The organism is Peribacillus sp. NPDC096622, assembly GCF_044762665.1.
Lineage (GTDB): Bacteria > Bacillota > Bacilli > Bacillales > DSM-1321 > Peribacillus > Peribacillus frigoritolerans_B.
The window spans coordinates 161708-175422 of the sequence record NZ_JBIWES010000002.1; the positions used below are offsets into that span (position 1 = coordinate 161708).

Annotated in this window: 10 protein-coding genes; 8 read left to right on the forward strand and 2 right to left on the reverse strand. The window is 44.0% G+C overall.

Annotated features, from left to right (window positions below):
- Both uvsE and cls read right to left on the reverse strand, forming a co-directional pair.
- Window positions 1-954 (reverse strand): UV DNA damage repair endonuclease UvsE, encoded by a 954-nt coding sequence (gene uvsE, locus ACIQYG_RS04200; protein ID WP_402835668.1) that lies wholly within the window; start codon window positions 952-954, stop codon window positions 1-3.
- A gap of 28 nt (window positions 955-982) precedes the next feature.
- Window positions 983-2185: a cardiolipin synthase gene (gene cls / locus ACIQYG_RS04205; RefSeq protein ID WP_402835670.1), complete on the reverse strand. Its 1203-nt coding sequence runs from the start codon at window positions 2183-2185 to the stop codon at window positions 983-985.
- A 287-nt stretch (window positions 2186-2472) separates the two neighbouring features.
- Between cls and ACIQYG_RS04210 the strand changes: the two genes are divergently transcribed.
- The 8 genes from ACIQYG_RS04210 (at window position 2473) to ACIQYG_RS04245 (ending at window position 13563) form a co-directional block, all read left to right on the forward strand.
- Window positions 2473-4602 carry a (Fe-S)-binding protein gene (locus tag ACIQYG_RS04210; RefSeq protein ID WP_402835672.1) on the forward strand — a complete coding sequence of 710 codons (2130 nt, stop codon included), beginning with the start codon at window positions 2473-2475 and terminating at the stop codon, window positions 4600-4602.
- Window positions 4603-4802: 200 nt separating this feature from the next.
- Entirely contained in the window at window positions 4803-5993 is a 1191-nt protein-coding gene (locus tag ACIQYG_RS04215; RefSeq protein ID WP_402836344.1) for an acetyl-CoA C-acetyltransferase, read from the forward strand.
- Window positions 5994-6024: 31 nt separating this feature from the next.
- Complete coding sequence (locus tag ACIQYG_RS04220) at window positions 6025-6876, forward strand: 3-hydroxybutyryl-CoA dehydrogenase (RefSeq protein ID WP_402835674.1); 852 nt, start codon at window positions 6025-6027, stop codon at window positions 6874-6876.
- A 35-nt stretch (window positions 6877-6911) separates the two neighbouring features.
- A complete protein-coding gene (locus ACIQYG_RS04225) occupies window positions 6912-8048 on the forward strand; it encodes an acyl-CoA dehydrogenase (protein ID WP_402835677.1) in 1137 nt (378 codons plus the stop codon).
- A 26-nt stretch (window positions 8049-8074) separates the two neighbouring features.
- Complete coding sequence (locus tag ACIQYG_RS04230; protein WP_048683536.1) at window positions 8075-9214, forward strand: acyl-CoA dehydrogenase; 1140 nt, start codon at window positions 8075-8077, stop codon at window positions 9212-9214.
- A 111-nt stretch (window positions 9215-9325) separates the two neighbouring features.
- Window positions 9326-9952 carry a TetR/AcrR family transcriptional regulator gene (locus ACIQYG_RS04235; protein WP_402835679.1) on the forward strand — a complete coding sequence of 209 codons (627 nt, stop codon included), beginning with the start codon at window positions 9326-9328 and terminating at the stop codon, window positions 9950-9952.
- 36 nt (window positions 9953-9988) lie between these two features.
- Entirely contained in the window at window positions 9989-13255 is a 3267-nt protein-coding gene (icmF, locus tag ACIQYG_RS04240; RefSeq protein ID WP_402835681.1) for a fused isobutyryl-CoA mutase/GTPase IcmF, read from the forward strand.
- Window positions 13256-13392: 137 nt separating this feature from the next.
- Entirely contained in the window at window positions 13393-13563 is a 171-nt protein-coding gene (locus tag ACIQYG_RS04245; RefSeq protein ID WP_402835683.1) for a hypothetical protein, read from the forward strand.
- Window positions 13564-13715 lie beyond the last annotated feature (152 nt).

Below are 13715 nucleotides of genomic sequence, written 5' to 3' on the forward strand. Positions count from 1 at the left end.
TTAGCACTCGACGGCTCCGCCGCTCACCCTTTTTACACCACGAATCTTAGCCATATCTTCAATCAGCTGCAACATTGCCCGATCCTTCATCTTGGCCTCGATCATGAAGTCCACGTCCTGGCCAAGATCCTTAAGCACTTTAAAAAGGGGCATGATGAAGTCCAAATCGATATAATCTGCATGCGAGCGGAATTCACCTGCCGATTTTGGGGATGAAATATGAATCTTTGGTACCGTCCCTGCTTGATTCCAAGTGGTGAACACCTCGGTGAGAAGCTCGTTAAGCGGCTCATCTGAAAGGTTTGCGAGATGATGGTGATAATCGAATACAAGCGGGATGCCTTCCCTCTTACATACGCCCAGGGTTTCAGATGCTGTATAGGTTTTATCATCATTCTCCAAAGTCATTCTTTCCTTGACGTGCAGAGGCAGCGATTTAAGGTTGTCATGAACCCTTACAAGTGCGGACTCTTTATCACCATAGGCTCCACCGACATGGATATTGATGAAAGAGGTGTCCGCAATGCCCATTGCATCAAGCATTTTATAATGAAACTCCATATCTCTCACGGCATTTTGTGTAATCTCCGGCTTAGGGCTGGTGAACAGCGTAAACTGATTGGGATGAAAGCTGATCCTCATCTTGTGTGCAGTAGCCCAATCGCCAAGCTGTTTCCACTCTTTTTTAAAAGGAGTAACGAAATCCCATTCTATTTCGGGATGTGTGGCTAAAGGAACAATGGAACTGGACATCCGGTATATTTCTATTTGGTGTGCCGTGTTATATTGAAGGACCCTTAAGGTATTTTCAATGTTCTGCCTTGTCACATCAAGGAGTTTTTCCATTCCTTTCTCTGTGCCAAGTGTGTTATATCGCTTGAAAGTAATTGTCTTAGCCGGAGAAGCTTCCCATAAACAAGTGGCATTGGATACGAATCCAAATCTTATTTTCATTTTATTTTTCTCCTTGAGCAAACGGATGTCAAAGAAAAGGAGAAAGGATGGAAGCCAGCGATTCCTTTGCTGAACGGACTACATCCATGTTGGAAAGAGCGTCCCCATTTAGCGGCTTGGATTCGGCCAGGTCCACTGCCAATTCCTTTTCTACATCTTTTATAAATGTCCGGTCATAAACGATGCAGTTCATTTCACTATTTAAAAAACAACTGCGTTTATCAAAATTAGCCGTACCGATATCACACATTATATCATCGATCAGTATCACCTTAGAATGGTAGAACCCTCTTTGAAATTGCATGATTTCAGCCCCGTCTTTTATAAGTACCCGAAAGTAGGGAAAAGAAGCTTCCTTGACAAGGGGATGGTCTGAAATTTCAGGTACGATGACCGTAACGGAAACATTGCGTGCAAGGGCTTCCCTTAATTCTTGAAATAAAGTTTCACTGGGAATGAAGTATGGAGTCCCGATAATGATTTTTTTAGTGGCTTGCCGAATCATGCGTGTCAGTGCCTGTTCAAGATCACTGCCATTCGTGACGACAAACTGATGTGCCTGCGTACCGGGAGTCAATGTCGGGAAATAGGCAGGTGTTCCTCTGTAATCCTCGTTTGTATCATGGAACCAATCCGTGAGGAAGACTTCCTGAAGGTCCTTTACACCTTCCCCGGTCATTTTTAAATGGTAATCTCTCCATGGGTTCAGCTTCTCCCCTTGGTTTATATACTCCTTACCGATATTAAAGCCGCCAAGATAGCCGATTTTTCCGTCTATCACCGTGATCTTACGGTGATTTCTTTTTTGTATGGTATAGAAAAGGAAGGGGAGTTTCGGTTTAAAGCTAAAAGAAAAATGAACGCCGCTTTTAGTCAGCTCCTGAATGGTTTCACGGGGCATTTTTTTACTTCCTATCCAATCGACTAAAAGCCGCACTTCCACACCCTCTTCCGCTTTTGACTGCAGTAATTTCAAAAAGTCCTTGCTGAATTTATCATTTTTTACAATATAAAAAAGGATATGGATGGAATCCTGAGCTTGCCTGACTTCCTTCATAAAATCTGCAAACAGGATTTTCCCTGATGTGAATACAGTCATTTCGCTGTTCCGAGGCGGATATTTAATGTTGGTTGCCTGCTTCAAATAACGCTTATGCCCTACCTTAAGATCAACCCAGCACCAAGAGAAGATCAATAAAAATATAGAGGCAATCGTAGTGATTATCTTCAAAAAAAATCCCCCCTAAATGATTATATTTAGTTTGGCTCTAATTCCCTGTCAGTAATCATTAAAAAGCGGGGAAAGGGTCCTCATTTTTTAAGAATGCAGAAGGGTAATGCATGGAATTGTCGAATTATATAATTAAGGGGAAGAAAATTTAAACAGTTTTTAAAAGAAAAAAGTTGACTGAATGCTCATTCATTATATAATGGAATTAATCAAATTTCAGAAAAATGCCAAATTTCCCAAAATGGTACCTGGCATTTTGCAATTTACTAAAGAGGGGGAAAGACTGCATGAATGGTTTACTGTGGATCAACTTAGTTGCATTCTTGATTGTAACCGCTTACGCCGCCGGTTTGTTTGTCTATTTGATAAAGACTCGTATTGCTTATATAAAACTTGGCAAAAAAGTGGAATTCGATAACCGTGTGAAAGATCGTCTTGTCAAAATAGGGGTTTATGTATTTGGACAGAAGAAGCTCTTTAAAGATAAAAAGAGCGGGATCATTCATGCCTTGTTATTTTATGGTTTCATCTTAGTGCAATTTGGCGCACTTGACTTTTTCGTTAAAGGCTTAAGGCCGGGGTGGCATTTACCGTTTGGCCCTGTTTATCCGGCCTTTACTTTCTTCCAGGAAATTGTGACGCTTACCGTTCTTGTTGCAATCCTATGGGCGGCATACCGCCGTTATGTCGAAAAGCTCGTTCGCTTGAAAAGGGATTTCAAAGCAGGTTTGGTTGTCATCTTCATTACAGGTATCATGATCACCGTATTACTGGGGAATGGAATGGGAATGATCTGGCATGGACACGATGCAACCTGGTCAGAGCCAGTCGCATCGAGCATCGCATATCTATTCAGCTGGATGGGAACAACAGCGGCAACCGTCGTTTTTTATGTAGCTTGGTGGCTGCATTTACTGATCATATTATCTTTCCTTGTTTATATCCCGCAATCTAAGCATGCTCACTTGATTGCCGGTCCGATAAATGTATTCCTTAATCGCCTGGACAATCCGGGGAAATTGAAACCGGTTGATCTGGAAGAAGAGATTCTCGACAAAGAAGGCAATCAATATTACGGTGCCAAATATATCGAGGACTTGACGCAATATCAAATGGTGGACCTCTATGCCTGTGTGGAGTGCGGTCGCTGTACGAATATGTGCCCGGCTACAGGTACCGGTAAAATGCTGTCCCCGATGGATATCATTATCAAGATGCGTGACCATTTAACAAATACGGGGGCTGCCGTTACAACGAAGCAGCCATGGGTGCCATCTTTTGTTTTTGGAAATACGAAGGGAAATAAGATTGCTTTGGCTGGTGCCGCGCAGGGGGCGCAGGAGTCAGCTGCAGCAACAGAAGCTTACAGTCCGAGCCTGATTGGCGAAGTCATTACGGAAGAAGAACTTTGGGCTTGCACCACATGCCGGAACTGTGAAGATCAATGCCCGGTAATGAATGAACATGTCGACAAAATCATCGATATGCGACGTTATCTAGTGCTGACAGAGGGCAGACTTGATCCCGATGCGCAGCGTGCCATGACGAATATTGAGCGTCAAGGGAACCCTTGGGGATTGAACCGTAAAGAGAGAGAAGATTGGCGAAGCCTTCGGGAAGATGTCAGCGTCCCAACCGTGAAGGAATTAAAAAAGGCAGACGAAGAATTCGAGTATTTATTCTGGGTAGGTTCAATGGGGTCGTACGATAACCGTAGCCAGAAGATTGCCCTTTCCTTTGCTAAATTATTGAATGAAGCGGGCGTCACATTTGCAATTCTCGGAAATAAGGAGAAAAACTCAGGGGATACTCCCCGTCGATTGGGTAATGAGTTTGTTTTTCAGGAACTTGCAATGAAAAATATAGAAGAATTCCAAAAGAATGAAATAAAGAAAATCGTGACGATCGATCCGCATGCATACAATATCTTTAAGAATGAGTATCCGGATTTCGGCTTGGAAGCGGAAGTGTATCACCATACTGAATTGTTGGCGAAGCTTGTCAGTGAAGGCAGGTTGGTGCCTCAGTATCCGGTGAATGAGACGATTACATTCCACGATTCCTGTTACTTGGGAAGGTACAATGAAGTTTACAGCCCGCCGCGTGAAATCCTGCAATCCATTGAAGGTGTGAAACTTATTGAGATGGAGCGTAACCGTGAGAAGGGTATGTGCTGTGGAGCCGGAGGCGGTTTGATGTGGATGGAAGAAGAAACAGGAAACCGCATTAATGTGGCCCGTACCGAACAAGCGCTGGCCGTCAGTCCAACAGTGATCAGTTCAGGATGTCCTTATTGCCTGACCATGCTATCTGATGGGACGAAAGCAAAAGAAGTTGAGGAAAATGTTAAAACGTATGATGTAGCTGAACTACTCGAAAAAGCGGTCATTGGTGAAAATAAATCGATTGCCTCTTAATTTTAAATGGAATTGCCTGCTTCTTCTAAATGAGATGGATCAACTGGAAGCAGGCAATATTTTCAATATTTACAAACTAAATATTTTCATTTTTGAGAAAAATGTGTAATATAATATAATATTAAGCGCTTACAACACTATTTTTTTAACTCCAAATTGAGCGAGCGTTCAATCAATGTTACTTATAGGGGGAAATAATGATGGCGAAAACAGTGATTATTAGCGGTGTGAGAACACCTTTTGGTAAATTCGGCGGTGGTCTTAGCAGTTTGACTGCATCACAACTTGGTGGAATAGCAATCAAAGAGGCACTTGTTCGGGCAGGGATTGAAGGCAGCCAAGTAGACGAGGTCATCATGGGGAATGTGCTTCAAGCAGGCCAAGGCCAAATACCGTCCCGCCAGGCAGCACGTCATGCTGGATTGCCTTGGGAAGTGAAAACGGAAACCATTAATAAAGTATGCGCATCAGGACTTCGCAGTGTCACATTGGCTGATCAGATCATTCGCTTAGGTGAAGAAGAAATCATTGTTGCCGGCGGAATGGAATCGATGAGCAATGCTCCTTATATCCTCCCGAAAGCAAGGTGGGGCCTAAGGATGGGTGATGGAGAACTGAAGGATACGATGATATCGGATGGTCTTAGCTGCAGTTTTACGGGCGTCCATATGGGGACTTACGGAAACAGTACTGCCACGGATCTTGAAATCACCCGTGAGGAACAAGATGGCTGGGCTTACGAGAGTCATCAAAAAGCGATAAAAGCAATCGATGGCGGCATTCTTGCAGAAGAAATCATTTCCGTACAGGTGCCGGTCCGAAAAGGCGAACCAATTACCATCGAACATGATGAAGCCCCAAGAAAAGATACATCTGCCGGGAAGCTGGCTAAACTAGGTCCAGCTTTCAATAATGAGGGGACCATTACGGCAGGTAATGCACCGGGTGTAAATGACGGGGCAGGTGCACTCGTATTGATGAGTGAGGAACGTGCGGAAAAAGAAGGGAAAACGCCTTTTGCCTATATTTTAGCTCATGCAGAAGTGGCAGTGGAAGCAAAGGACTTCCCTAAAACGCCAGGTCTGGTCATAAATGAACTTCTGAAGAAGACAGGTAAATCGATAGAGGAAATTGATTTGTTTGAAGTGAACGAAGCATTTGCAGCGGTTGCACTGGCCAGTGGGAAAATTGCCAACATCGAGCCGGGGAAAGTGAATGTAAACGGAGGGGCTGTAGCGTTAGGCCACCCAATCGGGGCGAGTGGTGCCCGCATCATCATTACGCTGATGCATGAACTGAAACGCCGCGGAGGGGGATTGGGCATCGCAGCGATCTGTAGTGGCGGCGGTCAGGGAGATGCCGTTTTAATAGAAGTGCCTAAACAAGGATGATAGTTTCATAGATAAATGAGGAGGGATATTCATGGGCATTCAAAAAGTGATGGTCATTGGTGCGGGACAGATGGGATCTGGCATTGCCCAGGTCTGTGCAATGAGCGGTTATGAAGTTCTTTTACACGATTTAAAAGATGAGTATGTAGAAAAGGGGTTAGGGACTATTGCGAAAAACCTATCCCGGCAGGTAGAAAAAGGGAAACTGGCATCCGAAGAGAAAGATGCAATCCTTTCCCGGTTAACTTCTTCAACGAATTTGAAAAATGCAGCTGCGGCAGATTTAGTGATTGAAGCGGCAGTGGAAAACATGGAAATAAAAACAAGAATATTCGCCGAGTTGGATGAAATCACGCCCCGGCACGTCATTCTTGCATCCAATACTTCTTCGCTTCCGATTACCGAGATAGCCGCTGCCACGAAAAGGCCGGAAAAGGTAATTGGCATGCACTTTATGAACCCAGTTCCAGTCATGAAGCTGGTTGAGATCATCCGCGGCCTTGCAACATCGGATGAAGTTTATAAAGAAGTTGAAAAGATGGCTGAATCCTTGAATAAGGTGCCGGTGGAAGTCAATGATTTTCCAGGTTTTGTAGCGAATCGGATTTTAATGCCGATGATCAATGAGGCCATCTATACACTTTATGAGGGCGTCGCTACTAAAGAGGCGATCGATGACGTAATGAAACTGGGAATGAACCATCCGATGGGCCCGCTTACGCTAGCTGACTTCATCGGGCTGGATACATGCTTGTATATAATGGAAACCCTTCACCAAGGACTGGGAGACGATAAATACCGACCGTGTCCGCTGTTAAGGAAATATGTAAAAGCTGGGTGGCTAGGCAAGAAATCAGGACGCGGCTTTTATGAATATAACTAATCATAGAAAGATGTGCATCTAGGGAGGGATGAAGGATGGAGTTCAAGTTTACCGAAGAACATGAAATGATGCGGAAAATGGTAAGCGCTTTTGCGGAGAATGAGATCACTCCTCATATCGAGGCAATGGAAACAGGCGTGTTTCCAAAAACGGTTCTGCAAAAAATGGGTGAGCTTGGTTTGATGGGAATTCCGATTTCAGAAGAATACGGTGGCGCGGGTATGGACTTCATGTCTTACATCATTGCCATCAATGAGATTTCCAAAGTCAGTCCCACTCTCGGTGTCATACTATCCGTTCATACTTCTGTTGGCACAAATCCAATCGTTTATTTTGGAACGGAAGAGCAGAAGCGAAAGTATGTGCCTAAGTTAGCCGCTGGTAAAAATCTAGGAGCCTTTTGCTTGACCGAGCAAAGCTCAGGTTCCGATGCTGCGAGTTTGAAATCGAAGGCAGTGGCAGTAAAGGAAGGCGGAGAATATCGAATAAATGGGTCCAAGGTTTTTATCACCAATGGCGGGGAAGCGGATGTGTTTATTGTTTTTGCTTCAACCGATCCTCAAAAGGGAAGTAAGGGAATCTCTGCTTTTGTTGTAGAAAAAGGGACGCCAGGCTTAATCATCGGTAAAGATGAACGTAAAATGGGCCTTCATGGCTCGAGCACCGTGCAAGTAACGTTCGAGGATATGAAAGTCCCTACAGCCAATCTCCTTGGCAAAGAAGGTGAAGGCTTTAAGATCGCCATGGCCAACTTGGATGCTGGAAGGATCGGGATTGCCGCTCAAGCGCTGGGAATTGCTGAGGGTGCCATGAAACATGCTGTCCAATATGCAAAAGGCAGGGAACAATTCGGCAAACCTATTGCAGAACAGCAAGGAATTGGTTTCAAACTGGCCGAAATGGCAACGAGCATAGAAGCTTCAAGGCTATTGGTCTATCGTGCGGCGTATTTACGCTCGCAGGGATTGAATTGCGGTAAAGAGGCTGCCATGGCTAAGCTATTCGCTTCGAGGACGGCCGTCGAGGTGGCCATAGAAGCAGTCCAAGTGTTCGGAGGCTATGGATATACAACGGAATATCCGGTCGAACGCTATTTCAGGGATGCAAAGGTAACTGAAATTTATGAGGGTACCAGCGAAATACAGAGGATGGTCATCAGTAAAAATCTTTAATTACGAGAAATTTAGGAGGCATTGCCATGCAATTTAAACTAACGGAAGAACATGAAATGATCAGGAAAATGGTGCGCGACTTTGCCCAGAATGAAGTGGCTCCGACTGCTGCCGAGAGGGATGAAGAAGAACGATTCGACCGTGAGATCTTCGATAAAATGGCTGAACTTGGATTGACTGGGATTCCGTGGCCTGAGGAATACGGCGGAATTGGAAGTGATTACTTAGCGTATTGCATAGCGATTGAAGAACTTTCCCGCGTTTGCGCTTCAACTGGGGTGACTTTATCAGCCCATACTTCGCTTGCAGGATGGCCAATATATAAGTTTGGCACTGAAGAACAAAAACAAAAATACCTTCGCCCGATGGCACAGGGTGAAAAAATCGGTGCATATGGCCTGACTGAGCCTAGCTCAGGTTCAGACGCCGGCGGTATGAGAACGACTGCAAAGCTTGTGGGTGATGAATATGTTATCAGCGGTTCAAAAATCTTCATTACGAACGGCGGGATTGCAGATACATATGTCGTCTTTGCATTAACAGATCCTGAATCGAAACAAAAAGGAACGAGTGCTTTTATCATTGAAAAGGACTTCCCAGGCTTCAGTGTTGGTAAAAAAGAGAAGAAGCTTGGAATCCGTTCATCACCGACTACGGAAATCATCTTTGATGAGTGCCGTGTTCCTAAAGAAAATCTCCTTGGAAAAGAAGGAGAAGGCTTTAAAATCGCGATGATGACGCTTGATGGCGGCCGTAATGGAATTGCTGCCCAGGCTGTAGGCATAGCCCAAGGTGCATTGGATGCTGCGGTTGATTATGCAAAAGAGCGCGTCCAATTCGGCAAGCCAATTTCTGCACAGCAAGGAATCGGTTTTAAATTGGCGGATATGGCAACGGGTGTTGAGGCTTCAAGGCTATTAACCTATCAGGCTGCCTGGTTGGAATCAGTGGGCCTTCCTTATGGGAAAGAGTCGGCCATGTCCAAACTTTTTGCTGGAGATACAGCAATGAAAGTGACGACGGAGGCAGTGCAGGTTTTCGGGGGTTATGGATATACAAAAGATTATCCAGTGGAGCGGTATATGCGCGATGCAAAAATAACCCAGATTTACGAAGGTACACAGGAAATTCAAAAGCTGGTCATCTCACGGATGGTTACTAAATAGGGTTGAAAATGTGGTTTTCCGATGAGGCACTGCCTTTACCGGAATTCCCTTTTCAATTTCTTCAGAATGTCTTTGAAAAATGATTGATGGGCTTTAAAAAGGAGTTTGAAAATGGAAAAAAGAGAGGTTCTTGCATCTGTAAAGGATGAGCGGCTGGTTGAAAAAAGGCGTACACAAATGATTAAAGGGGCGGTGACCCTTTTTAAGGAAAAGGGATTTCATCGAACGACTACCAGGGAAATTGCCAAAGCGGCAGGCTTTAGCATTGGCACGTTATACGAGTATATCCGGACCAAGGAAGATATATTATATCTCGTTTGTGACTTTATCTATGATGAAGTCCAGGAAAAGCTTCAGAAGGAAATAGAACAGAGTGATGGGACACTTGAAAGTTTGAAGCTGACGATCGCCTATTTTTATAAAGTGATGGATGATATGCAGGACGAAGTGCTTGTCATGTACCAGGAAGTGAAAGCCTTGACGAAAGATGCTTTACCATATGTTCTGAACAAAGAACTTCGGATGGTGGGCATGTTCGAAAAAGTGATAACGAAATGTGTCGAAAATGGGGAGCTATCATTAACGGAAAAACAAATAAGCCTTGTTTCACATAACATTTTCGTACAGGGACAGATGTGGAGTTTTAGAAGATGGGCTTTGCATAAACAGTATACGCTTCAAGAGTATGTTGAACTGCAGACGCAATTATTGATTCAAAATGTATCGGGTTCCAAATAGCACTGATATAAATAAGTTTCAATAAGGAGGAGCTAAATGAGTACAGTTGAGGTGTATAAACCGAAGAACCATATTAGATTCGTAACAGCTTCGAGTTTATTTGATGGACATGATGCATCCATCAATATAATGAGGAGAATCCTACAGTCCAGCGGGGCGGAAGTTATCCACCTAGGTCATAATCGTTCGGTGGAAGAAATCGTGAATGCGGCCATCCAGGAAGATGTCCAAGGCATAGCCATGTCATCTTACCAAGGCGGACATGTGGAATATTTTAAATATATGTATGACCTGCTGAAGGAAAAGGGAGCCGGGCACATTCGGATTTTTGCCGGCGGTGGCGGGGTTATCATCCCAAGGGAAATTAAAGAACTCCATGATTATGGGATTGCCCGTATCTTTTCACCTGATGAAGGGCGGGAATATGGGCTTCAAGGAATGATAAACGTTTTGATGGAGGAGTGTGATTTCTCGACAGTCAAACCATCTTTACAGGAACGTTTTGATGAATTGATTGCTGGGGGAACGAATGCCATTGCCCAATTTATTACCTTTGCCGAAAATAGACTCGATGTTTCACAGGAATCGGCGGCAGCTGTGGAGAGTCTTTTTGAGCAGATCAAGACTTCCGAAAAGAAGGTTCCTGTTCTGGGAATCACGGGGACTGGAGGCGCTGGAAAGAGTTCATTGACTGATGAATTGATACGAAGGTTCATTAACGAAATTCCGGATGAGAGAGTTGCCATTCTATCTGTAGACCCGACCAAACAGAAAACGGGCGGTGCCCTGCTTGGTGACAGGATCAGAATGAACTCGATCTTTTCGGAGCGTGTTTATATGCGGAGCCTAGCCACCCGCCATTCAAAAAGTGAGTTGTCTTTGGCGATAAAAGATGCCATTTCCGTCGTGAAGGCAGCTGGCTTCGATTTAATCATCGTTGAAACGAGCGGAATTGGTCAGGGAGATGCAGAAATTGCCGAAATATGCGATGTATCCATGTATGTAATGACGAGTGAATTCGGTGCACCTTCGCAACTTGAAAAAATCGATATGATTGATTATGCAGACTTGATAGTCATTAACAAATACGAGCGCAAAGGTTCCGAGGATGCAAAAAACCAAGTTCAAAAGCAATATCAAAGAAGCCGTACGCTTTTTGATCAAGATCCATCTGAAATGCCAGTGTACGGTACAATCGCTTCCCAATTCAATGACCCAGGCACCAATGCATTATTCGCTGCACTGATTGAAAAGCTTAATGAAAAATCAGGGACGGCTTGGAGTACGGCCTTTTCCAAAGAAGCTGATGTTTATAAGCAAAATGTCATCATTCCCACTGACCGTCGGTATTATTTACGCGAAATCAGTGATACGGTCAGATCGTATCATAAGCGTGCGGCTGAACAAGTGCGTATTGCCCGGAGGCTTTTCCAGCTTGAAGGAGCAATTGATGCAATTAAGGAAAATGATAACGACGGCGATATGGTGGCTTCCCTAGAAAAACTGAAAGAGGAAACCGCTTCGAATTTATCACCTGAATCTAAAAAAATCCTTTCTGGTTGGATGGATTTAAAAGAAAAGTATGCAGGGGAGCAGTTTGTAACGAAAGTCAGGGATAAAGAAATCGTCACAAAGCTGAAAACGAAAAGTTTATCAGGTTTAATGATCCCGAGAGTGGCACTGCCGAAATATGTGGATTATGGAGAGATTTTGGGATGGGTATTCCGTGAGAACGTTCCGGGCTTCTTTCCTTACACAGCGGGAGTCTTTCCATTCAAGCGTGAAGGGGAAGACCCGAAGCGGCAATTTGCCGGTGAAGGATCGCCAGACCGAACCAACAGGCGTTTTCATTATTTATCAAAGGATGATACTGCTAAACGGCTAAGCACGGCTTTCGATTCTGTAACTTTATATGGTGAGGACCCTGATCACCGGCCTGATATCTATGGAAAGGTAGGGGAAAGCGGAGTCAGCATCTGTACGTTGGATGACATGAAAAAGCTGTATGAAGGCTTTGATCTTTGCCACCCCTCAACCTCTGTATCCATGACCATCAATGGACCGGCGCCAATCATTTTGGCCATGTATATGAATACTGCAGTCGATCAGCAGATTCAACGGAAAGAAGAAGAGTTAGGCCGTCCCCTTACAGATGCCGAAGCTGAAGAAGTGCAGGCTTATACGCTTCAGACGGTACGCGGGACTGTTCAAGCGGATATACTGAAAGAGGACCAAGGCCAGAATACATGCATCTTCTCTACGGAATTTGCTTTAAGGTTAATGGGCGACATTCAAGCATACTTCATCGATCGGAAAGTCAGGAATTACTACTCTGTATCCATTTCTGGCTATCACATTGCAGAAGCGGGTGCCAACCCAATTTCGCAGCTGGCTTTTACATTAGCGAATGGCTTTACTTACATCGAATATTATTTAAGTCGCGGAATGAATATTGATGACTTTGCCCCGAATTTGTCGTTCTTCTTCTCAAATGGGCTCGACCCGGAATATACGGTTATCGGGAGGGTGGCAAGAAGGATTTGGGCGACAGTCATGCGGGACAAATATGGTGCGAACGACCGCAGCCAGAAGCTCAAATATCATATACAGACTTCCGGGCGCTCGCTTCATGCCCAAGAAATTGATTTTAATGATATCAGAACGACACTTCAAGCTTTAATGGCATTACAGGACAACTGTAACTCCCTGCATACTAATGCTTACGATGAAGCCATCACGACACCTACTGAAGAATCCGTGCGCCGGGCAATGGCCATCCAAATGATCATTACGAAGGAGCATGGTCTCTCAAAAAATGAAAACCCGATGCAAGGTGCCTTCATCGTGGAGGAATTGACGGATCTGGTCGAAGAGGCCGTACTGCAAGAGTTCGATCGCATCAATGATCGGGGCGGTGTGCTGGGTGCAATGGAGACACAGTATCAGCGCGGGAAAATTCAGGATGAATCGATGCATTACGAAATGTTAAAGCATACGGGAGAGTTGCCGATCATCGGTGTCAATACGTATTTGAATCCAAATCCTCCTTCCGAAGAAGCAGTGAACAGCATGGAAATTGCCCGTGCAACAAAGGAAGAAAAGGAAGGGCAAATCATAAATCTCCGGGCATTCCAGGAAAGAAATAAGGAGTTCACGGATGAAGCGCTGACTAAACTGAAATTGGCAGCCATGAATGGGGAAAATATCTTTGCTGAACTCATGAACTGCGTGAGGGTGGCCAGTCTTGGTCAGATAACGAGGGCGTTATATGATGTAGGCGGTCAATATCGAAGGAATATGTAACAAAGATGGGGGCTCCGAACGTTTAGGGGCCCCTTTTTTTAATAATTTCCGTCTTTTTTAACAAAATGAAGATTTTACCTTATAATTATTTGGAAAAGGGGCAAAAATGAAGAATCAGCCCTATTGGAGTTGAGAAAATGAACCTGAAAATGATTGGATTGATCATAGGTTACATTCTTGCCATCATTTTTTTATTTGAGCTGTATGAGCATCAATTGGGTGCGATTTCTTTTTTTATCCTGACTATTGTCTTTTTTACGTCAGCCTATCGTCAAAAATCGAAAAAGAAAAAAAGGAAGAATCTTTAGCTTTTGGTTTCCTGTGAATGATAGACAATAAGGTAAATCTGTGAAAGTATCATATAGAACTAGCATAAACCCATTTAGATTGTTTATAATGGAGTATATGTCTAGCAGGAATTGTCGTTATTTTATCGAAATACTGTTTTAGATTATTTTTT

Coding starts and splice junctions, on each gene's coding strand:
- uvsE (WP_402835668.1), bottom strand. CDS start 954: ATGAAAATAAGATTTGGATTCGTATCCAATGCCACTTGTTTATGGGAA.
- ACIQYG_RS04210 (WP_402835672.1), top strand. CDS start 2,473: ATGAATGGTTTACTGTGGATCAACTTAGTTGCATTCTTGATTGTAACC.
- ACIQYG_RS04215 (WP_402836344.1), top strand. CDS start 4,803: ATGGCGAAAACAGTGATTATTAGCGGTGTGAGAACACCTTTTGGTAAA.
- ACIQYG_RS04220 (WP_402835674.1), top strand. CDS start 6,025: ATGGGCATTCAAAAAGTGATGGTCATTGGTGCGGGACAGATGGGATCT.
- ACIQYG_RS04225 (WP_402835677.1), top strand. CDS start 6,912: ATGGAGTTCAAGTTTACCGAAGAACATGAAATGATGCGGAAAATGGTA.
- ACIQYG_RS04230 (WP_048683536.1), top strand. CDS start 8,075: ATGCAATTTAAACTAACGGAAGAACATGAAATGATCAGGAAAATGGTG.
- ACIQYG_RS04235 (WP_402835679.1), top strand. CDS start 9,326: ATGGAAAAAAGAGAGGTTCTTGCATCTGTAAAGGATGAGCGGCTGGTT.
- icmF (WP_402835681.1), top strand. CDS start 9,989: ATGAGTACAGTTGAGGTGTATAAACCGAAGAACCATATTAGATTCGTA.
- ACIQYG_RS04245 (WP_402835683.1), top strand. CDS start 13,393: ATGAACCTGAAAATGATTGGATTGATCATAGGTTACATTCTTGCCATC.